Genomic DNA, 20,074 nt, shown 5'->3' with positions numbered 1-20,074 from the left:
TGTTGAATCTTATCTTATTGGCATCACTTATGCTTTTTACCAATGTACCTCTCATTTCCGCTCAAGAAACAACCAAGAAAGTCGAAGAGGTTAGTAGCTTAGAACCTTATGTATGGCTGCGCCAGCAGAAATCCTGGACCATGCCCAGAAGTCTGCTGGGCATGGCGATTGCCTACAGCCTGAATCCGTGGGAGAAGCTGAGTGCTTTTCTGAAAAACGGCATACTTGAGATCGATAACAAGACACGCCCTAGCTTGCATCGAGAAGTTTAATAAGTCCGCCAAACTCCAACTCATCAAACTTTTTCGCTGCTGCATCACGACGTAAATTCCAAATGCACTGGTCTAACCCGCATTCAATCGGAACATCTAGTCGAATTCGAGCTAAATCTCTGCAAAGATGAAGCATTTCCACATTCGCTTCTATTTTACTTCTGACACTTCTCGGTAGATTATCTAAATTTTCAAGACAACCCTCGATTGATTTATACTCACGAATTAACCTCATTGCAATTTTTTCGCCAATTCCCTTTACACCTGGATAATTATCTGAAGGATCACCCATAAATGCTTTTAGATCAATGACTTGCAACGGTGTTAGTTGTTTCGTCGCTAAAAGCGTCTCCAAATCATACACCGTGTAATTTGATCTTCCCTTATTCATAATTACAACTTTTACCTGTTCAGTAATCAATTGAAGCATGTCATGATCTCCAGTTAAAATGAACACTTCCGAATTCTTCTGAAGTTGTTTTGATATCGTACCAATACAATCATCCGCTTCATATCCCGTCACACCAATGTTGGGAACGCCCATTTCTGCTACGACTTCTTTAACTAAATCGAATTGCGGCAGAAGCTCAGATGGGGCCTCAGAACGGTTTTGTTTGTACTGGCTATAGCTCTCGGTACGAAAGGTACTCCTTCCCATATCCCAACAACAAATGACATGCGTCGGCTTAAAATTATGGATCGCATCAAAAAAATATTGAATAAATCCATAGATAGCATTGGTAGGTAATCCGGTGCTAGTTTTACGAATATATCCAGCATAAGAAGTCGCATAAAACGCCCTGAAAAGCAGGGCCATTCCATCAATTAGCAGCACCTTTTTATTATCACTCAACATAATTCCTCACTTAAAAATTAGATTTTCTTATAAACAGCAGCATGCGCGGCGCGACCGATTCGGTCAGCGGCTTCGTCGCGTCCCTTTTTCCTATCTACTCAGGATAGACCTGCTATATACTGCTGACACTACCCTCCATTGTAGCATACATCGGCTTCCGCCAGCCCACACGCCCCAACCAAGCGATCCGCCCGCTGCGCTGCAAGCCATTCTCGTCGGCGCTGTCAGTCGTGCTTGGCCGCAGTCGTCCACGTATCGCGGTAATTGTCTTCGCGGAAGCCGACCGTGACCTTCTTCCCGTTCGTGACGACCGGACGCTTGATGAGTCGGCCGTTCGAGGCAAGCAGCTTGATCTGCTCCTCTCGGCTCATCTGAGGCAGCTTATCCTTCAGCTTCAGCTCCTTATAGACTTCCCCGCTCGTATTGAACCACCTTTTCAGCTCCAGGCCGCTGCGCTCGATCATCTCCTCCAGCTCCCGCACGCTTGGAGGCTGCTCCAAGATCGGCACCAGTTCCAGTTCGAGTCCCTGCTCCCTGAGCCATTGAGTCGCTTTACGGCAAGTGCCGCATTTGGCATAATGATAGACCGTTGCCTTCAACTGCTCCAACTCCTTTCTTGTCCGTTCCGCTTAGTGCAAGCCCGTGCTTGCCAACTTCCTTATCGGTTCTAGCCGCTCTTGTCATTTGCGGCCCGGCCCGATGGCAGGATGGCCGTCACTGCTGTCGCCCGTGCAGCAGACGCTCCCGCAGCGACAGCAGATCATCCGGCAGCGGAGCCGTGAAATGCATCGGCTCCCCTGTCATCGGGTGCTTAAAGCGCAGCTCGGCCGCATGAAGCGCATGCCGGGTCAACGGCTGCAGCGCTCCGGCGAGCCATAGCGAGGCCGCCTGCCCGCCGCCGTAAAACTTGTCCCCCAGCAGCGGGCATCCGATATGCTTCATATGGACGCGGATCTGATGCGTCCGCCCCGTCTCCAAGCGGCAGGATACGAGGGACGCTTCCTCGCCGTACGTCTCCAGCACCCGGTAATGGGTAATCGAATCATAGCCGTCCTCCGTAACGACACGCACATGAGGCTCCGTCTTATCCCGGTCAATCGGAGCCCGGATCGTGCCCTCCTGTGGCGAAGGAACGCCATAGACGAGCGCCTTATATCCTTTCCAGATGTCATCCGTCTGCATCTGATCCGCCAGCTGATGGTGAGCATGGCCATGCTTCGCGACGATGAGCAGGCCGGAGGTCTCCTGATCGAGCCGGTTCGCCGGCCGGAAGCGGGTTAGTTCCCCCTTGGCACGCCAGTAATGCACAACTCCGTTCGCAAGCGTCCCTCCCGGGTAGCCCTTCGTCGGATGGACGACGATCCCCGCCGGCTTGTTCAGCACCAGAATATCGTCGTCCTCGTACACGATATCAATCGGGATCGGCTCGGGCGGTATCGATTCGACCGCCTCCTCCTCGATCCGCACACGAACGACATCCCCCGCATGAAGACGCTCTCTCACACTAAGCGGCCTGCCGCTTCGCTCTGTCAGCCCGTTCACCGTAATGGCCGCTTCCCTCGTCTTCAGCCGGGTCAGCAGTCGGCGCGACAGATTCAGTCGCGAGCGCAGGACGGCCCGCAGTTGAATCCCTTCGTCGCCTTCCGACACGACATATTCGAGCTCCGCAGCAAGCTTCCATCCGTTAGAGTCCGTCATGACGGGATCTGCGGCGGAAGACTTCCGCGCTCCGCACATATTCTTCATCCGGTACCGAAGCGATCGCATTGGCCCGGCGGGCAGCGACGAAGAAGTAGTCCGAGAGCCGATTCACGTATTTCATCACTTGCGAATGCACGGTTTCTTCCCGGGCCAGCGTCACGAGGCGCCGTTCGGCGCGGCGACATATCGTCCGGCACACATGAAGCGCCGAGGCCGCCTCGCTGCCTCCCGGCAAAATGAACTTACGGATCGCTGCCGTATGCGCATTATGCTCGTCGATCCAGGCTTCCAGCCGTTCCACCTGCTCCGCATGCACCTTATAGACAGCCTCGACCTGCTTCTTCTCCGCATAGGCGATATCCGCTCCGCAATCGAACACCTCATGCTGGATCTCAATCAATTGGTTGCGGAGCTCCTCATAAGCATCTCCCTGGCAGCATGCCGCCGCCCAGCCTATGAACGAATTCAGTTCATCAAGCTCGCCGTAGGCATCGATTCGCAAATGATCCTTGGACACCCGACCGCCGATAAGCGATGTCGTTCCTTCGTCCCCTGTCCGTGTATAGATTCTCACATGTCTACCTCCTTGTTGACACCGCGCGGCGCAGCATTTCGTCCGTATTCCGGCACGGCAGGCTGACGTGAGCGCATCATCCCCTGAACCTCCTGGACGATACCTCCTCCGGTACCCCTGCCTCCAGCCGGAACCATTGATAGCTGCGGCGCGCCATCTCCCGATTGAGAGCCGCATGCTCGATAATATAGCTCCGTTCCTTCGGATCCGTGAACGGCGTGTAGGCCGGCGGATCGTTCGTAATCAGGAACAGCTTCCCCTGAAAAGCGAGCAAGGCATCCTGCAGCCGCTTGCGTGCGGCCGCGATCTCTTCTCTATATATAGCATCATTATCTTGATTAGCGACGTCCGGACGCTTCTTCCATAGCTGCGCATGGACGCCTGCGAGATAGGAGGTGGCGCTGTCCACGACCACAACCCTCCGTTCCGCCCGGAACAGATTGGACTCTTCGTTAATCCGATGCAGAATTCCCGGCAGCTCTTCCCCCGCCGACAGATGCTGCCACCGGCAACGGGAAGAATCGGGCATACCATCGGGAAGGCTTGTATGTGACGTCGTCAGGTACAGCCCTTCACGGCCGAATCCTACTGCATAGGACAACGCGAACGATGTCTTCCCGCTGCCATGGCCTCCGGTAATCCCGATAATCACACCGTCTCCCTCCATCCGTCTGCTTCATCTATCGGCCTTCATTTCGCTTCCTCCATCAGCTTCAAGATCTGGATGGAGCGCTCCTCATTCGGCGTGCGAACCGGAATCACGACGAACAAGCCCTTCTCTGTGATGCCGAGCTTGTTCAGAAGCGGAAGTCTTTCAGCCGGAAGCGCATATAGATGCTTTTCCTGATGTTCAATATAGCCCTTTTCCGCTTTTTCCAGTACCATACCTTCAAAATAGCCTTCTTCATATTTGTCCTTGTCGAAATAAGCATCCAACGGAATATGGCCACCCTGATTGCTCATCGACTTCACATCTTCCTCGGGCACGACATGCACGCCGTAATCGCCCGCCGCATATTCGACAAATAATTTCTGTACATTGTACATCGGCGACGCAAACACGTCCACTGTGAATTGCCCCTCCAATTTCTGACTCAATTCCGTCTTCAGCGCCTCGGTCCATTCGGATGGCACTGTTGTCGTCGACATCATGAATATGGATATGTCCGCTTTGGTCCCGCAGCCTCCCAGCACGAGCGCCAGTGCGAGCACCATCCCCATCCATCCCCATTTCCGCACGAAGAATTCTCCTTTCTCCAGCATGGTCTGTTCGTCTATTCCCCACTATATCACAAACCGTAGAAGCATAAAAAGAAGACCCCGCAGGGTCTTCGGTATGCTAGGTTCGCTCGCCGAGCGATTTCATGTACTCGTTAATCTTCAAATCCAGCATGCTACTGATTTCAATCATATTTTCAGCCGTGAAGGACTGCTCTTCTTGAAACATCTGCTCCATTTGCTTGCGCAAAATCCTTATCTCCTGTTCAAGAGCAAGCATCTTGGACGAAACGTTTCTTGTTTTGCCCGACCATTTGGGATGAGATTCGTCTTCTCTCAGTAAACTACGTGAATGCGTTGTCAATGTGTAGTTCGAACAAAACAAGTCCTTTCCTCCTTTCACAGCTGGATCCTCGAAGCGCCATCATCGCCCATCTGTTCCATTTGATGGAGCAATCACATGGTACATGTTATATTATACCAGATGAAGGAAGGGAAAACTAGTTCATTTTAGCTCAATTTGAATTTCTTTCACACTTCCTGCTTAATCTTGTCGAGGAAGCGCCCCATACGATCCAGCGCTTCATTCAACTGCGATACCGACGTCGCGTAGGAGCAGCGGATGAAGCCTTGGCCGCCCAAGCCGAATACGTCTCCCGGCACCGCCGCCACCTTCGCCTCGAACAGGAGCCGGTGCGCGAATTCCTCGGAAGTAAGCCCAGTCGATTGAATGGAAGGGAAGGCATAGAAGGCACCCTGCGGCCCGTGGCAGGCAAGCCCGATGTCGCGCAGCCCCTTGACGATAAGACGCCGCCTCTGGTTGTACGACTCGACCATATGCTGCTTCTCTTCCTGCCCGTGCTTCAATGCCTCCAGCGCAGCGATCTGGCCCATAACCGGGGCGCACATGACCGTATACTGATGGATTTTGAGCATGGCCGATATGAGGTCCTTGTGGCCGCATGCATAGCCCATGCGCCAGCCGGTCATTGCATACGCCTTCGAAAAGCCACTTACTAGAATCGTGCGCTCCTTCATCCCCGGCACGGACGAGAAGCTGACATGCTTCTGATCATAGGTCAGTTCGGCGTAGATTTCATCGGAAATGACAATGAGATCGTTCTCCTCCACTACTTTCGCGATCGGCAGCCAATCCTCATAGGTCATGATGCCGCCTGTCGGATTGCTCGGATAGCAGAGTATGAGAACCTTCGACTTCGGCGATATTTTCGCCTGCAGCCCTTCGGCGGTCAGCTTAAAGTCATCCTTCGCGAACGTCTCGATTCCGACCGGGACCCCGCCGCCGATCGACACGATCGGCGAATAGGAGATATAGCTAGGCTCGGGTACGAGAATCTCATCGCCCGGAACGACAAGCGTCCGCAGCGCCAGATCGATCGCTTCCGAGCCTCCAACCGTTACTATGATTTCATTGGCAGGATCATACGTAACTTTGAATGAATCATCCAAATATTTTGCAATTTCCTCCCGCAACTCCGGCATTCCCGCGTTGGACGTATATTTGGTGTGTCCCCGCTCCAACGAATAGACACAGGCTTCCCGCACATGCCAAGGCGTGCAGAAATCCGGCTCCCCCACCCCGAGAGTGATAATATCCTTGCTGGCTACCGCCATGTCGAAGAACCGGCGAATCCCGGAAGGCGGAATATCCCGAACCAGCGGGTTAATGTATTGCTGCATGGAACGATTCGTCCCCAGCTTCTCCTCTTCCCTAATCATGAACTGTCACCTCTCACGGGGAAACGACGAGACGATGATCGTCCTCGCGCTCTTCATAGATTATGCCGTCTTGCTTATACTTTTTGAGAATAAAATGTGTCTTGGTCGACAATACCGATTCGATCGGCGACAGCTTGTCTGAGACGAACGACGCCACCTCACGCAAACTTTTGCCTTGAACCTCGACTTGCAGATCATATGATCCCGACATCAGGTAGACCGCCTTGACCTGCGGGAACAGATAGATCCTTTCGGCGATTCCTTCAAATCCGCGGCCGCGCTCCGGCGTAATCTGAACTTCAATCAAAGCCGTGACCATCTCGTCATCGACCTTGCTCCAGTTCACGACTGTCGAATATTTCACAATCACATGCTTTCGCTCCATTTCCGCGATCGCCGATTCAACCTCTTCCACCTGAACCCCCAGCATCGTGGCGATGAGGTCCGGGGAACGGCGGGCGTCCTCTTTCAACAATTGGAGTATTTCAATATCCAGCGAGCTTAAATCTTTCATTCCCATTGCCTCCCTCGACGTGCCTGCAAATCAGCCGATATATTGTTGATATTTCAATATGATACACCTTTTTGCTGATCCACACCAGCACAAACATAGGTTAGGCGCGGTTGCCAGAACAAACAACAGCCACCCTTCCAAAAATGGAAAAGCGGCTGTATGGCGCTAGGACAGGTAATCGGGATAGCGGCTGCTTCCGGGCGCCTGCGGCTGGTATGGGTCTTGCTGTTGCTGCTGATGATGCTGCTGTTGTTGTTGTTGTTGCTGATGATGATGCTGCTGATATCCGCCATGCCCGGAATAGCCCGCGCCGTAGCCCTGCTGTGCTTGCAGCTTTTGCTGGACGAACTGGTTCGCCTTGTGCATGGCCTGCTCATGGTCGTGCAGTTGCTTGTTGACTTCATCCCGAAGGGCCGGGGAGGCGACGGAATACATATGTTGCTGCTGCATCAGGTTGAACAACTGGCCTTGCATCAGCATGGTGCTGTTCGTCAGATTGGTGAACATCTGGCGAACCGTAGGACAAGCCGCTTCCGTTACGCCGGTGGCATATTCTCTTGAAGTGCGCTTCAAGTCATTGAGAATCGTATGTAACAAATCTTTCTCGGGCATGAACCCGCTCATCGAAGTGCCATTCATGGTCATAAACCTCCTGTCGTTCGTCGTTATTGGGACTGGTTCTCCTGCTGGGCATGAGTCGGCGCGATCTGGGCATGCTGCTGCAGCGATTGCATCAGCAGGTTCATATGCTGCTGATGTACAGACACCATCTGGACGAGCGTCTGCTGGATTCCGGGATTGTTCGTGTTCGCCGCCGTCGCCGCGCACTGCTTCATCAACAAATCCTCATTGGAAATGGAATCTACGATATATTCCAGTTCTTTTGCAGATAGCGGCTTCATCGAAAGATGGCTTTGTTGTCCATATGGCATCGTTGGGTTCTGCTCCTTTCTACTGTGAAAATGTTGACAATCATTTGTATTATGACTCTCTGTTGAGAAAAATATGTAAATCGAATTCGTAGAGCATTGACGCGGATGAAGTGAGCGCTGGGTAAGCAGGAGAGAGCCACAGGCGGCGCTTCCGGCCAAGTCAAACTTGGAAGACGCCGCCAATCGCGGCGAGCAGCTTCATACCAGAGCGACTCGCTACTGCTTCGCTCCCTGCTTGACAAGCCGCTGCATGAACAAAGCGCCAAGAATGGGCGCGCTCCCGGTCACCGCCAGGAAGCTCACGATAGCCAACTGCCCGGAGCGCCAGCTAGCGAGCCCAATAAATGCCACGATGCCCAGCAGCCTTCCGGCCAGCAGACCGAATTCGCGAACGACGGTCAGCTCCACCCGCTGCTTGACCGACTCCTCGTCCCGTCCCATAATATCAAAAGTCGAGGAGGTCATCGGTATGATGAATAATGGGGAGAACAGAGAAGTGATACCGCCGAAGAGGATGAGCATTGCATAGTTCACTTGGATATACAAAGGGATAATGGCCGCTGCCATCGCCACGCTTCCTGCGATCATGCCTGCGGCGCGATAGGAAGTGCGGTACAGCCGGCCCGCCAGATAGAAGCTGACAAGCGCGATACCCGAAGTGATGAGCGTATAGTTCCCCAGCTTCAGCTCGTTGGTTGTCGTGATATAGACAAGCAGTCCGACCAGGAAATAGTATACGCCTTCGCGCACCCCCTGGGCGGCCAGCGCCGGAAGGGCGACACGCCATGGGCTTCGCCTCGGCTTCCAAGCCGTAAATGGAAGCGACCAGCGGTACGCTCCTTCCGGCGGCCGCCGGTGCAGCCAAAAGCTGAATATGCCTGCGCTGACGAACACGATCAGCGAGGCCGTGAAAATCACCGTATACCCCCGTTCTCCCCCTAATCCAGAAATGAGCAGCCCGGATACCCACGGGGCGATCATGGCGCACAAAGATCCGACAAAGCCCGTCCAGCCATTGAACAAATCGCGATTGGCCGCGTTCGTGATTTCAAAATAGATAACATTGTACGCCAACCAGAAAGCTCCGTTGGCGGCGCCGAGCACCAAGCCGAGCGGGAGTATGTACTGCACCGCTGCCTTATCGAGCCACAGAACCGCCGCGTAAAATAAGGCGGATAAGCCAATGCCCAGCCGAAGGCAATTCATTTTATTTCCTTCCTTCACCCATTTTCCGGCAACATAAAATATAATGGCCATAGCCGCCTGCTGTGTAAAAGTAAACCAGCCGATAAAGGTGAATTCCGATTTCATCTTCCATAAAAAAACATTGACGAACGTCCCAGACAGAGCGTTCGCCAACGAAAATAGGCCGAATACGACCAGGAGCAATAAAGACTGGCCGTCAAAACGCGCTTTCACGAAGGTGAACCCTCCCTGCTTTTAGAGCTGGTAGCCATATGGTTACAGCTGTTAACTTGCCCCAAAGCAGGCGTTTTATTTATTAAGCTTTTGCATTTCTTACATTTTCCATCATCGCTTCGCGATAAGGCGCCGCCAATATTTTGGACACCTGGAAGCAGGATGTGCACACATAGACGTTTAACTTGAACGGCGGCTGAAGCAATGGCGCCGCCAGTGCTTCCGGCCGGGCTGGCTCGAAGCTCGTTCCAGATATCGCCTCCGTGCCGGCAAGCAGCATATATTCACGGCAGTGCGGGCATTCCGGCACTTCCACTTGACTGTGCAGGATCTGGTCCACGCCTTCCTGGTAACGAAACGTATCCGTATCGCTATACAGCACGCTGACATCATCCCAACCGAAGTTGGACCAGCCCTTCTCCTCCGACTCTTCGCCATCTTCCCGCTCCCTGGACGCCGTCCCTTCGTCTACTTCCATTTCCAGTTCGACATTGAGCGTGCGGTAATTGTTCAGCTCATTCTGGCAATGCGGACATTCTTTCTCCGGGCCCAGTTCCTCGTCCCATACAATTTCCGTATCGCACCAAGGACAAATTATTTTGCCGGACTCGCTCATCGACTTCCGCTCCTTCTTACTCTAAATTTCCCCAATAAATACTTCATTCCGCAATCCCTCCCAGACGTTATGGAGATCAACCGCAGCGTCAGGCGGCATCACTTGATGCTAGCCCCTATAATATAGGATAGCGAAATGGAAATCATCATCGCCAATAGGCCAACCGCTCGGTTATCCTTTTGGATCTCTTCATCAAACCGAAAATAAGGCATTAAGAAGCAGAATAAAAAATAGGCGGCAAGCAACAGCATGTATCCGAGCGCTGCCCACAGCAAGGACGTATATAAGGAATCTCTGACCACGATTCCGAAGCGGAAAATATTGCATATCCCAAATATTTTACCGGACGTGGCCATTGCAACGCTGAGATTCCCCTTGCAGATTTCATTCCAGCACTTGTATCTCGTCACCAGCTCGAAAATGGACAACAGCAGCACTAAAGCCAGCACGGCTACGGAAAAATAGGCAATCATGGATACGTAGGGATTGCTTAGCCATTGTTCAATCAGCACTTCCATAATGCTCCCCCTTTGGTCTCAAGCTATTTTTACTTCAACTCAGCCACGGTCACTCCCGTTCCGCCCTCTCCGAAGTCGCCGAGACGGAAGCTTTTGACGTGCTTGTGCTTGCGTAAAAATTCCTGAATTCCAGAACGGAGGATGCCTGTCCCTTTGCCGTGAATAATATAGACCTGCCCCAAATTGCCAATCAGCGCCTCATCGAGGAAACGGTCGACTTCCATTAACGCTTCCTCTAGGTTAGCTCCTCGGAGATCGAGCTCCGACCGGATCGTGTCTCCCCGAGTCCGCTTCACATTCGTTCCCGACTGCACGGCCTTAGCGGCGGATTTCACTGAAGACAGCAGCTCCAGATCATCCAGCGGCACCTTCATCTTCATCATGCCAAGCTGAACGACCGCCTCCTCGCCGACGAACTCGACCACGCTGCCCTTTTGATTCAAGCTGTACACCCTGACGTCGTCTCCTGCCTCAATGCGGCGGGCCGGCTTCGCTTGCCGCTTCGGCTTCGCAGCCAGCTTGGCCTCGGGCGCGGCCTCATCCAATCGCTTCCGCGCTTCCGTTAGCATATGCTCCTTGACCTCGACTCCTTCCATCGCTAGCTGCCGCAGGTCGGCGATAATCTCCTGGGCTTGGCGACGGGCCTTGTCCACGATAGCACGGGCCTTCTCTTCCGCTTGCGCCTGCCGCTTCTCCCGATCCGCCTCCTGCTTCTCTAGCTCACGGGTCAGCTTCTGCTGCATCGCTTCCAGATCCATGCGCAGCTTCGACGCCGTCTCCCGCTCTGCTTCGGCCTTCAGCCGGTTGTCCTCCAACGACGCGATCATCGTCTCGACGCGCATATCCTCTTCCGTCACTTCTCCGCGCGCATGATCGATAATCGACTTCGGCAGACCAAGCCGCTCCGCAATCGCAAACGCATTGCTGCGGCCCGGAACGCCGATCAGCAACCGGTAGGTCGGGCGCAGCGTCTGGACATCGAATTCCATGCTGGCGTTGATCACGCCTTTGCGCTCATAGGCATATGCCTTCAGTTCGCTGTAGTGCGTCGTCGCAACCATCCGGCAGCCTAGCCGGTGAATATGCTCCAGAATGGCAATCGCCAAGGCGGACCCTTCGGCCGGGTCGGTACCCGCACCCACCTCGTCCAATAGGACGAGACTCTTTGGCGTCATTTGCTCCAAAATGCGAATAATATTGGTCAAATGGCTGGAGAACGTGCTTAAGCTCTGCTCAATGCTCTGTTCATCGCCAATATCGGCATAAATGGTGTCGAATACGCACATCTGGCTTCCATCCTCTGCCGGAATGAATAACCCCGACATCGCCATCAGGCTCAACAGCCCGATTGTTTTCAAGGTGACCGTCTTCCCGCCAGTGTTCGGACCTGTGACCAGGATCGACGTATAGGAATTCCCCAATTCCACATGGATCGGCACAACCTGATCGGCCGGAATCAGCGGATGGCAGGCCTGCCGCAGCTTCAGGAAACCGCGGTCATTCATACGCGGCAGGGAAGCCTTCATTTCCCGCGCGAGGCGTGCCTTGGCGAACATGAAGTCCAGCGTCTCCACGGCCCCTGTATCGTACTCCAGCACATCCGCAATTAAGCCGACCCGATCGGTCAGACGGGACAAAATCCGCTCGATCTCCCGCTCCTCCCGCAGCTTGGTCTCGCGCAGATGATTGTTCATCGCCACGATCGCCTCCGGCTCAATGAACAGTGTAGCTCCTGAACCGGATTGATCATGGACGATGCCGCTGTAATGGCTGCGGTATTCCTGCTTGACTGGAATAACGTACCGATCGTTGCGGATCGTAATCAGCTGCTCCTGCAGCATTTTGGCCGCGTTCGAGGTGCGTATCATCGCCTCCAGCTTCTCCCGGATGCGCGTCTCGCCAGTACGAAGCTCCCGCCGGATGGCCGCCAGCTCGAAGCTGGCCTGGTCGAGAATCTCGCCCTGCTCGTCGATGCATTGGCGGATGTCCTCCTCCAGCTGCTTCTGATCGCTGATCGTCTCCGCCAGATCCTGCAATAACGGGATCGCTTCTTCCTCATGAACGGCGGCAATATGGTGCTTCGTTCGCCGTGCCGCGAAGAGCAGCGCCGAAATATCCCACAGCTCGGTGGAACTGAGTATCGCTTGAATCCGTGCCCGCTTCAAAGCTCCCCGAATATCCTTGACCCCTGCGAGTGGAGGCCCACCCTTAAGACGCTCGACCGTCATCGCTTCGTCGGTCGCCTGCAGACGCCGCTTCACTTCCTCGAAGTCCGAGATCGGCCTCAGATGCAGCGCGGCCTGCTCTCCCAGGCCGGTCGCCGCATGATTGGCGAGGGAGGCTAGTATTTTATGGTAATCCAGCGTATTCAATATTTTTGAATCCACAACCCGTTCAACTCCTCTCGGTGTCCATTATTCGGTGTCCATTATTACGAAACTCATTTTTGATAGCTATGATGTCTGAACCTGCCACTCATGTTTATCGAGGAAAAGGTTACACTAATTGTTGCACAACCTACACCCTTTCAAACAAGTAAGGAGGAAAGTCCATGAATTTTCTTGGCCATGTCGTTCGATTTATCGTCGCGGCAATTGTATTGATGGTCACGGGCTGGATTGTGCCGGCGTTTTCCGTAGGCGGCTTCTGGAGTGCCCTGATCCTGGCCTTGGTGATCGCATTGTTCGGCTGGATTGTCGAAGGCATTTTCGGCAAAAAAGTCACGCCGTTCGGACGCGGAATTGTCGGCTTTCTGGCCAGCGCCTTGGTCATATATGTAGCCCAATTTTTCGTCGGCGGCGTATCGGTTAGCATTCTGGGCGCCATTCTGGCCGCACTGGTTATTGGGTTGATCGACTTGTTCATCCCGATTGCGTCTCCATTCGAAGCCGGTAAACAATCATAGCCCAGACTTCAAGCCTTTTTCAAGTCCATACTCTCCCCCTTATCAGACGACATGCCGGCATGGACAGCAATCCCTTGTCTTAATAGACTTGGCCATCCGCCAATGCATCCGTTACACTGGACTGATAAAGGGGATGAGCATGAGACGCAGGCGATGGCTGGGCCTGAAGCTAGACCCGAATCAGACCGAACAAATCATCACCCCCCGACAAGCCGGGTGCTTAAAGCTGATTGTCGATTAACGTACCCCGCTGCGCTAGGCAGACAGAGGCCGCCGTTCTGCCCTTCGGGGAGATGGCGGCTTTTTGCATGCAGCGCGCTCGCTTCGTTCAGAGACGAATGCACCGTGCCCAATTATAGCCAATGCGCCCAAGTGACTGCCTGTGCCATCACATCGGGTATCCACACCCCAGTCCATTTCATCCAGACGGATGCTCCCGCCCAATCGCGGATAGCGCCAGTCGGCCAAGCGCGGAGCATGACGTACAAGATGCACCAGACAAAAGCAAATTGCACCAACCCCAATAGGGCGCCTACCAGCCGATCCACGGCGCGCAGCGGCTTCGCTGCGGTCAGCTTCTGAATGACGAACCGGATGAGCCACAGCCCCGCCATCGCGAAGGTGAACAGCAAAATGAACGCGACAACCGCATGCACCGTCTCCATCAGGGCCGGAGAGAGGGACGATGTGGCCCCGCCAGTACCTGCGCCGCTCCCCGCATCGGGAGGGAACAGCCGCCGCCGCACCCATGGCACGAAATCTTCGTAATACCGCGAGGCGACAATGAATGACACGATGCATCCAATAAGGGACAGAAGCTGGGACTTTATTCCCCGCGATGCCCCCCATGCTACCGATGCCGCAGCGGCTGCCGCCAGTACATAATCCAGCCCGTTCCAGGCGGCAAAAGCATTCGCAATAGTGCCCCACAGTCTATGCAAAAATCCCAAGATGTCTATACCCATATTTCTTCCTTTACTTTTTAACATTCTTTTGAACATTCTCGTTCTCTATTCGTTAACGTCCTGATCGATCAATTCCAGCCATTCATTGAACTCGCTCTGGAGCTTCTGATATTCGTCCTTCAGTTGAAGGTAAGCCTCCTCCATCTCCTTGGCCTGCTGCCGCTCCATATTGCGCTCCACCTGCGACAGCCGGAATTGATGGGACAGCACCTCGAATTGCTCCTGTATCTGCTTCACAAGCTGCTCCTGGCCATCCTGCGCGGTCGCCTGCAGCCGGGCCGATTCGACTTCCGCTTCCTTCAGCCGCCGCTGCATTTCATCCCGTTCTTCGTTCCAGGCCTTGAACGCCAAGGACCAAGCTTGCTCCTGCTCCGTCCACTCGTCGGCCTGAGCCTGCCAAGCGGCTTCGTTCCGCTTCCATTCTTGCTCCCGAGCTTGGAATTGATCCACATGCTCCTGCCATTCCGTCTCCAGGCGGCTGCATTTCTCTTCCCACTTGGCGGTCTGCTCCCGTGCTTCCAGCAGCTCGCGTCGTCCCGCTTCGACCGCCGCGGCAGCCTCCTGCTGCGCCTCCTGCACGGTATCGGCAGCCGCCTTCCAATGGAGCGCCTCCGCTTCATGCTGCTCCCGCAAGGCGGCGATGGCCTGCTCCAACCGTTCGCGTTCGCGCTCTTCCGCCTGCTGATGCCTCTGCATCGCGTCGGACAGCGACTGCTGCAGCTCGGCCGCATTCGCATGGGCCTCGTCGCGAACCCGCATCAGACGCTCCATCTCCACCTGACGCGCAAGATCCAGCTTTTCCGCCCGGCTCAGGCGGCCCTCCAACTGCTGGATGCGATCCGCCGCTTGCGCCACCTTCACATCCGCCACCTCGCGCAGTGCCTGCTCCTCGGCCAATGCCTTCGTATGCTCCTCCGCAGCTTCAATCTGCAGATTGGTCATCACTTCCACCTCTTCGGCATGGCGGTTGTGTACCTTCTGCAGTTCCTCCGCATGAACCGCTTGAAGACGATTGAGCTTGTTCTGCCATTCGCCGCTGACCTGCTCCAGCTCTTCTTGATGCGCTTCAAGCCATTGCTCCTCCTCAGCCTCATGTGTGGCCTTCATGCGCTCGATCTCCGCTTGGAGCTGCTCCAGCTCTGCTGCCGCCTGTTCCTCGGCTTGCTTCAATTGGAGCTTATGCGCCGACTTCACGGTGGCCAATTGGCCTTCCCAAGCAGCGGTCTGTTCAGCAAGCTGTTCCTCCCACATCGCAACTGTCTCTTCGGCCAGCCGCTCAGCTGCCGCGATGTTCTCTTTCCATTCCGCCTCCTGAATAGCCAGCTTCTCACTCCAGATCCGCTCCTGTTCGGACAGCTTCTGCTTCATCAGCTGATCGTGCTTCGCGGCTGCTTGCTCCTTCTCCGCCACTGCCTGCTTCTTCTGTTCCGATAGCTGCTGATTGGACTCCTTCAGCTTGGCTGTCTCCACGCGCAGACCCGTGGTCTGCTTCTCGGTGTTCTCCTTCTCCGCCGTCAACGCCTGCTGGAGCTGCTTCATCTGCGCTCCCGTCTCCTTCTGAAGCTCCTCAAGCGCACGCGCCGATTGCGACTTGACCCGTTCCAGCTCCCGGGTCAGCTCCAGGCCGGCCTGTTCCTGCTCCAGCAGAGACTGGCCGATCCGCTCATGCTCATCCTGTATTTTCTGCACTTCTTCCGCAATATGCACGGCCGCCAGGACGGCGATGCGCGTCGTATCCAATCTGGAATTGACGTCCGAGAGGGTACGCATACGCTCGTCTACCATGGAGGCGATGTTTCTCATGTACTCCTTGCTCGTCGTTCCTACCAATTTATACTGCGTTCCATATATGTCAACCGTAACCCGATGCTTGTTGTCCGGAGTGGTCATTCCAGCGTCCTCCTTGCCTGTAAATCGCCTGGCCCCTGATACTGTCAAGTGCTGGCAATATCTATACTTCCATCCCTATTAGGTTCGGCATGACAAGCTTCATTTCCTTCTCGGACTCGACAGAATTGTCTTGTTTTCCTTGGGAAAAGAACATGGCGGCAGGCCAAAAACGCTATGGCCTCTTTGAGGGTAAAGCGTTTCTGCGAGATGATGATAGAAAAGCGGACTGCCGGTCCTCCATTAGACCAGAGGATGGCAATCCGCTTCCTTCATTTCGTACTATTTGCGGAGCTCCGCTTCGAATCCGACTTCCAGCGCGGAAATAACACGTGCGTGAATCTCCATAATCTCTTCGTCGGTGAATGTCCGCTCCGGATGCCGATAAGTGAGCGAGATCGCCACGCTCTTTCGGTCCGCCGCGATCCGATCCCCAGTATAAACATCGAATACCCGGACCGATTCCAGCCATTCTCCCGCCGCATGCTTTGCCGTCTGAACGAGCTCGCCGACAGCCATCCCGCGTTCGACGACAACCGCAATGTCGCGTTCGACCGCAGGGAAGCGAGGAAGCGTCTTGTAGGTGATATTGGTAGAAGCCGCTTCAATCCACGGCTTCAGATGAATTTCCGCGACATAGGTGTCGCCTAGATCTTTATCCCGCTGTACCTCCGGATGCAATTGGCCGATGATGCCGAGCCACTGCTCTTCCCCGTTCGTCTGAAGATACATGGTCGCCGATCGGCCTGGATGCAAGCCTTGCGGCCGGTTTGCTTCATAGCGGATCTGTCCTTCGAGGCCGAGATATGCCGCCAAGCTGTCGACAATTCCCTTCACATCAAAGAAATCTACCGCTTCCGCGGCGATGTTCCATTGCGGCGCCCGGCGCGCGCCCGCCAACAGCAGGCCAAGCACCGGCTCCTCCTGGGGAAGCTCCGACAGCGGTTCCTGCGGCGTCATGTACAAGCTGCCCAATTCAAAAATCTGAATGTTGTCCGATTTTCGGTTCCGATTGTACGCCGCGACATCGAGCATGCTCGGTAGCAGGCTTGTACGGAGCACGCTGCGTTCCTCGCTCATCGGCATGAGCAGCTTGACCGGAACGGCATTCGCTGCCAACGCAGGGAACCGCTTCGCTTCCTCCGGATGCGTGAACGAATAGGTCACGGTCTCATGCAGGCCGTTGTCCGTCAGCTGATGGCGGATGGCGCGTCGGATCCGCTGCGCCTTCGTCAGATGGCCCGGTGTCGTTACGCCTTCAATCGCCGTCGTCGGAATCCGGTTATAGCCATAGATGCGGGCAACCTCTTCAATCAGGTCGACATCGCGCGTAATATCGCCGCGCCGGCCCGGCACCGTCACATGGAATGCGTCGCCGGAATGTTCCGATTCGAGACCGAGCCGGTCGAGAATCGTCTTCACTTCGTGCGACTGGAGCGAGGTACCGAGCAGCCGGTTCGTCTTGTCCAGCGTAAGCGTGATAACAGGGCGCTCCTGCCGCTGCTTGCACTCTTCGACGATGCCTGCGGAGACCGTACCGTTCGCTAATTGGCGAATCAATTCGGCCGCACGGTTCAGGGCCGGAATGACCGCTTCCGGGTTCGCTTCCTTCTCGAAGCGAAGCGACGCTTCGGAGCGAAGTCCGAGCTGACGGGACGTTCTGCGCACGACGCTGCCCGCGAAATGGGCCGATTCCAGCAAGAGGTTGACCGTCCGCTCCGTTACCTCTGAATTTTCTCCGCCCATCACACCCGCCAGCCCGATCGGCTTCGATCCGTCCGTAATGAGGAGCATATGCGGCTCCAGCTTCCGCTCTTGCCCGTCTAGCGTCACGAAGGTCTCGCCTTCGCGTGCATAGCGGACTTCGATCATGCCTTCGTTCACCTGGTCGGCATCGAACGCATGCAGCGGCTGCCCGTATTCCAGCATGACGTAATTCGTCACATCAACGATATTGTTGATCGGGCGCACGCCCGCCGCCAACAGCCGGTTCTGCAGCCATAGCGGAGATGGCTGGATCGTCACATTGCGGATATAGCGGGCCGCATAACGGCTGCATCCGTCGGCTGCGCTGATGCTGACGCGAATCGCATCCGCTGCCGGTGCCGAAGCATCCTCTTCGACCTGCGTTTTCGGCAGGCGAAGCGGGCGCTCGAGCAGGGCGGACGTCTCATACGCCACGCCCAGCATGCTCAGGCAATCCGAGCGATTCGGCGTCAGATCCAGCTCCAGCACATAGTCGTTCAGACCGAGCACATCCATGATCGGCGTTCCGACTTCGGTGCTCTCCGGCAGGACGAGAATCCCTGCCTGCATTTCCTTCGGCAGCAGCTTGTCATTCATGCCCAGTTCCTTCGCCGAGCAGATCATGCCCTGCGACTCGACGCCGCGCAGCTTGGCCTTCTTGATCTTCATGCCGTCCGGCATAACCGTGCCGATAAGCGCGACAGGCACCTTCTGGCCGGTGTCCACATTACTGGCCCCGCACACAATCTGCAGCAACTCGCCCGTGCCGGCGTCCACCTGACATACGTTCAGCTTGTCGGCATCCGGGTGCTTCTCCCGCGACTTGACATCGCCGACGACGATGCCGTCCACTCCTTTGTTACGGTTCTCTATCACATCAATCTCGATGCCGGCTTGCGTCATGCGCGCCGCCAATTCCTCGGCAGTCACGCCGGTCACATCGATATATTCCGCCAACCATTGGTAGGATACGTTCATGGCCGTTCTCTTCCTTTCCTGTGAGAGATAGTTCCTCCGGCTACATGCGAGCAAATTGCTGCAAGAACCGCAGGTCGTTCGTATAGAAATGGCGGATATCATCCACCCCGTACTTAAGCATCGCAATCCGTTCGACGCCCATGCCGAACGCGAATCCGGTATACACCTCCGGATCGTAGCCGCCCATTTCCAGTACGCGCGGGTGAACCATCCCTGCCCCCAGAATCTCGATCCAGCCGGTCTGCTTGCAGATCCGGCAGCCGCTGCCGCCGCATTTCACGCAGGTGACATCGACCTCCGTGCTGGGCTCGGTGAACGGGAAGAAGCTCGGACGAAGCCGAATCTGCATATGTGCGCCGAACATTTCACGCATAAATTGCAGCAGCGTGCCCTTCAGATCGCTCATCCGGATATGTTGGTCAATCACAAGCCCCTCGATCTGATGGAACATGTATGAATGGGTCGCATCGTCATCATCGCGACGGTATACCCGACCCGGACAAATGATTTTGACCGGAACCTCGCCCTTCATCTTCTCCATCGTGCGCACCTGGACCGGCGACGTCTGCGTCCGCATCAGCAGTTCCTCCGTAATGTAGAAGGAATCCTGCATATCGCGAGCCGGATGCTCCTTCGGCAGGTTCAGCGCCTCGAAGTTGTAGTAATCATGCTCGACCTCCGGACCTTCCGCAACGGTATATCCCATGCCGATAAAGATGTCTTCCATCTCCTGGATGACCTTTTGCAGCGGGTGTGCCGCACCCTGCGCCAACGGGCGTCCCGGCAGCGTCACGTCAATCGTCTCCGCCTGAAGACGGCGTTCCGTCACTTCCCGCTGAAATGCCTCCTGCTTCTCTTCGATATCCTGTTCGATGGCTCCGCGCACTTCATTCGCTATCTGGCCGATCAACGGACGCTCTTCCGCGCTCAGACCGCCCATGCCGCGCAATATTTCGGTAAGCGCCCCTTTTTTGCCAAGAAATTTGACGCGCAGCTCGTTCAAGTTGTTCGCATCCTTCACGTGCTGCAGCTTCTCCAGCGCTTCGGCGCGCAACGCCTGTAAACGCTCCTTCATGGTGTCAACCTCCCTTTGGTTTTCCATTCAACCTCTTCAATATAAAAAAGCCTTCTCTGTCTCAAGGGACGAGAAGGCCGTGGTACCACCCTTATTAGACAACACACGCTCCGGCATGGCCAATGTCGCGTGCTGTCTCACTTGAATACGACGATAAC

General features: G+C 55.2%; 20 protein-coding genes and 1 pseudogene. 2 read left to right on the top strand and 19 right to left on the bottom strand.

The features are described from left to right. Positions 1–98: 98 nt before the first annotated feature. Positions 99–239: pseudogene (locus tag PPOP_RS25900) on the top strand (IS66 family transposase); the annotation flags it as partial. Between the two features lie 10 nt (positions 240–249). Here the strand turns inward: PPOP_RS25900 and PPOP_RS10035 are convergent. The 15 genes from PPOP_RS10035 to PPOP_RS09965 all read right to left on the bottom strand — a co-directional run bounded on the left by PPOP_RS10035 (position 250) and on the right by PPOP_RS09965 (position 12,747). Further along, entirely contained in the window at positions 250–1,128 is an 879-nt protein-coding gene (locus PPOP_RS10035; RefSeq protein ID WP_006286185.1) for a 5'-3' exonuclease, read from the bottom strand. 224 nt (positions 1,129–1,352) lie between these two features. Then, entirely contained in the window at positions 1,353–1,736 is a 384-nt protein-coding gene (locus PPOP_RS10030) for an arsenate reductase family protein (RefSeq protein WP_042228307.1), read from the bottom strand. Positions 1,737–1,842: 106 nt separating this feature from the next. Further along, entirely contained in the window at positions 1,843–2,826 is a 984-nt protein-coding gene (locus tag PPOP_RS10025) for an RluA family pseudouridine synthase (protein ID WP_006286183.1), read from the bottom strand. Continuing rightward, entirely contained in the window at positions 2,813–3,403 is a 591-nt protein-coding gene (locus tag PPOP_RS10020; RefSeq protein WP_006286182.1) for a cob(I)yrinic acid a,c-diamide adenosyltransferase, read from the bottom strand. Before PPOP_RS10020 ends, PPOP_RS10025 begins: the two co-directional genes overlap by 14 nt. A gap of 76 nt (positions 3,404–3,479) precedes the next feature. Next, positions 3,480–4,070: a bifunctional adenosylcobinamide kinase/adenosylcobinamide-phosphate guanylyltransferase gene (locus PPOP_RS10015; RefSeq protein WP_234399777.1), complete on the bottom strand. Its 591-nt coding sequence runs from the start codon at positions 4,068–4,070 to the stop codon at positions 3,480–3,482. A gap of 23 nt (positions 4,071–4,093) precedes the next feature. Further along, complete coding sequence (locus PPOP_RS10010) at positions 4,094–4,642, bottom strand: hypothetical protein (protein WP_006286180.1); 549 nt, start codon at positions 4,640–4,642, stop codon at positions 4,094–4,096. 100 nt (positions 4,643–4,742) lie between these two features. Then, positions 4,743–5,006, bottom strand: a complete 264-nt coding sequence (locus tag PPOP_RS25895; protein WP_006286179.1) for an aspartyl-phosphate phosphatase Spo0E family protein — start codon at positions 5,004–5,006, stop codon at positions 4,743–4,745. A 146-nt stretch (positions 5,007–5,152) separates the two neighbouring features. Further along, positions 5,153–6,361, bottom strand: a complete 1,209-nt coding sequence (locus PPOP_RS10000) for an aminotransferase class I/II-fold pyridoxal phosphate-dependent enzyme (RefSeq protein ID WP_006286178.1) — start codon at positions 6,359–6,361, stop codon at positions 5,153–5,155. Between the two features lie 13 nt (positions 6,362–6,374). Beyond that, positions 6,375–6,875, bottom strand: coding sequence for an Lrp/AsnC family transcriptional regulator (locus tag PPOP_RS09995; protein ID WP_042228302.1), 501 nt, complete (start codon positions 6,873–6,875; stop codon positions 6,375–6,377). Between the two features lie 165 nt (positions 6,876–7,040). Continuing rightward, positions 7,041–7,514 (bottom strand): spore coat protein, encoded by a 474-nt coding sequence (locus tag PPOP_RS09990; protein WP_006286176.1) that lies wholly within the window; start codon positions 7,512–7,514, stop codon positions 7,041–7,043. Between the two features lie 26 nt (positions 7,515–7,540). Beyond that, positions 7,541–7,807 carry a hypothetical protein gene (locus PPOP_RS09985; protein WP_006286175.1) on the bottom strand — a complete coding sequence of 89 codons (267 nt, stop codon included), beginning with the start codon at positions 7,805–7,807 and terminating at the stop codon, positions 7,541–7,543. Positions 7,808–8,023: 216 nt separating this feature from the next. Next, positions 8,024–9,226 carry an MFS transporter gene (locus tag PPOP_RS09980; RefSeq protein ID WP_006286174.1) on the bottom strand — a complete coding sequence of 401 codons (1,203 nt, stop codon included), beginning with the start codon at positions 9,224–9,226 and terminating at the stop codon, positions 8,024–8,026. Positions 9,227–9,308: 82 nt separating this feature from the next. Next, complete coding sequence (locus PPOP_RS09975; RefSeq protein ID WP_006286173.1) at positions 9,309–9,842, bottom strand: hypothetical protein; 534 nt, start codon at positions 9,840–9,842, stop codon at positions 9,309–9,311. Positions 9,843–9,940: 98 nt separating this feature from the next. Next, positions 9,941–10,360: a DUF350 domain-containing protein gene (locus tag PPOP_RS09970; RefSeq protein WP_006286172.1), complete on the bottom strand. Its 420-nt coding sequence runs from the start codon at positions 10,358–10,360 to the stop codon at positions 9,941–9,943. A gap of 29 nt (positions 10,361–10,389) precedes the next feature. Next, positions 10,390–12,747 carry an endonuclease MutS2 gene (locus PPOP_RS09965; RefSeq protein ID WP_006286171.1) on the bottom strand — a complete coding sequence of 786 codons (2,358 nt, stop codon included), beginning with the start codon at positions 12,745–12,747 and terminating at the stop codon, positions 10,390–10,392. A 164-nt stretch (positions 12,748–12,911) separates the two neighbouring features. Between PPOP_RS09965 and PPOP_RS09960 the strand changes: the two genes are divergently transcribed. Continuing rightward, the gene (locus PPOP_RS09960) at positions 12,912–13,265 is read left to right on the top strand and encodes a phage holin family protein (RefSeq protein ID WP_006286169.1); all 354 of its coding nucleotides are present in this window, start codon (positions 12,912–12,914) and stop codon (positions 13,263–13,265) included. 353 nt (positions 13,266–13,618) lie between these two features. Here PPOP_RS09960 and PPOP_RS09955 read toward each other — a convergent pair whose 3' ends face one another. The 4 genes from PPOP_RS09955 to pheS form a co-directional block, all read right to left on the bottom strand. Then, positions 13,619–14,230 carry a CvpA family protein gene (locus tag PPOP_RS09955; RefSeq protein WP_006286168.1) on the bottom strand — a complete coding sequence of 204 codons (612 nt, stop codon included), beginning with the start codon at positions 14,228–14,230 and terminating at the stop codon, positions 13,619–13,621. 45 nt (positions 14,231–14,275) lie between these two features. Then, a complete protein-coding gene (gene zapA, locus PPOP_RS09950) occupies positions 14,276–16,120 on the bottom strand; it encodes a cell division protein ZapA (protein WP_006286166.1) in 1,845 nt (614 codons plus the stop codon). 279 nt (positions 16,121–16,399) lie between these two features. Beyond that, positions 16,400–18,841 carry a phenylalanine--tRNA ligase subunit beta gene (gene pheT, locus PPOP_RS09945; protein WP_006286165.1) on the bottom strand — a complete coding sequence of 814 codons (2,442 nt, stop codon included), beginning with the start codon at positions 18,839–18,841 and terminating at the stop codon, positions 16,400–16,402. A gap of 40 nt (positions 18,842–18,881) precedes the next feature. Continuing rightward, complete coding sequence (gene pheS, locus PPOP_RS09940) at positions 18,882–19,916, bottom strand: phenylalanine--tRNA ligase subunit alpha (protein WP_006286164.1); 1,035 nt, start codon at positions 19,914–19,916, stop codon at positions 18,882–18,884. Positions 19,917–20,074 lie beyond the last annotated feature (158 nt).

The organism is Paenibacillus popilliae ATCC 14706, from assembly GCF_000315235.1.
Lineage (GTDB): Bacteria > Bacillota > Bacilli > Paenibacillales > Paenibacillaceae > Paenibacillus_B > Paenibacillus_B popilliae.
Note: the sequence above shows the minus strand (reverse complement) of the source record. Positions and strands in the feature narration are given on the sequence as shown.

Bases quoted from the DNA above. Each gene is read 5' to 3' on its own strand.
- PPOP_RS10035 (WP_006286185.1), bottom strand. From the start codon at position 1,128: ATGTTGAGTGATAATAAAAAGGTGCTGCTAATTGATGGAATGGCCCTG.
- PPOP_RS10025 (WP_006286183.1), bottom strand. From the start codon at position 2,826: ATGACGGACTCTAACGGATGGAAGCTTGCTGCGGAGCTCGAATATGTC.
- PPOP_RS10015 (WP_234399777.1), bottom strand. From the start codon at position 4,070: ATGGAGGGAGACGGTGTGATTATCGGGATTACCGGAGGCCATGGCAGC.
- PPOP_RS10000 (WP_006286178.1), bottom strand. From the start codon at position 6,361: ATGATTAGGGAAGAGGAGAAGCTGGGGACGAATCGTTCCATGCAGCAA.
- PPOP_RS09995 (WP_042228302.1), bottom strand. From the start codon at position 6,875: ATGAAAGATTTAAGCTCGCTGGATATTGAAATACTCCAATTGTTGAAA.
- PPOP_RS09990 (WP_006286176.1), bottom strand. From the start codon at position 7,514: ATGAATGGCACTTCGATGAGCGGGTTCATGCCCGAGAAAGATTTGTTA.
- PPOP_RS09985 (WP_006286175.1), bottom strand. From the start codon at position 7,807: ATGCCATATGGACAACAAAGCCATCTTTCGATGAAGCCGCTATCTGCA.
- PPOP_RS09975 (WP_006286173.1), bottom strand. From the start codon at position 9,842: ATGAGCGAGTCCGGCAAAATAATTTGTCCTTGGTGCGATACGGAAATT.
- PPOP_RS09970 (WP_006286172.1), bottom strand. From the start codon at position 10,360: ATGGAAGTGCTGATTGAACAATGGCTAAGCAATCCCTACGTATCCATG.
- PPOP_RS09960 (WP_006286169.1), top strand. From the start codon at position 12,912: ATGAATTTTCTTGGCCATGTCGTTCGATTTATCGTCGCGGCAATTGTA.
- PPOP_RS09955 (WP_006286168.1), bottom strand. From the start codon at position 14,230: ATGGGTATAGACATCTTGGGATTTTTGCATAGACTGTGGGGCACTATT.
- zapA (WP_006286166.1), bottom strand. From the start codon at position 16,120: ATGACCACTCCGGACAACAAGCATCGGGTTACGGTTGACATATATGGA.
- pheT (WP_006286165.1), bottom strand. From the start codon at position 18,841: ATGAACGTATCCTACCAATGGTTGGCGGAATATATCGATGTGACCGGC.
- pheS (WP_006286164.1), bottom strand. From the start codon at position 19,916: ATGAAGGAGCGTTTACAGGCGTTGCGCGCCGAAGCGCTGGAGAAGCTG.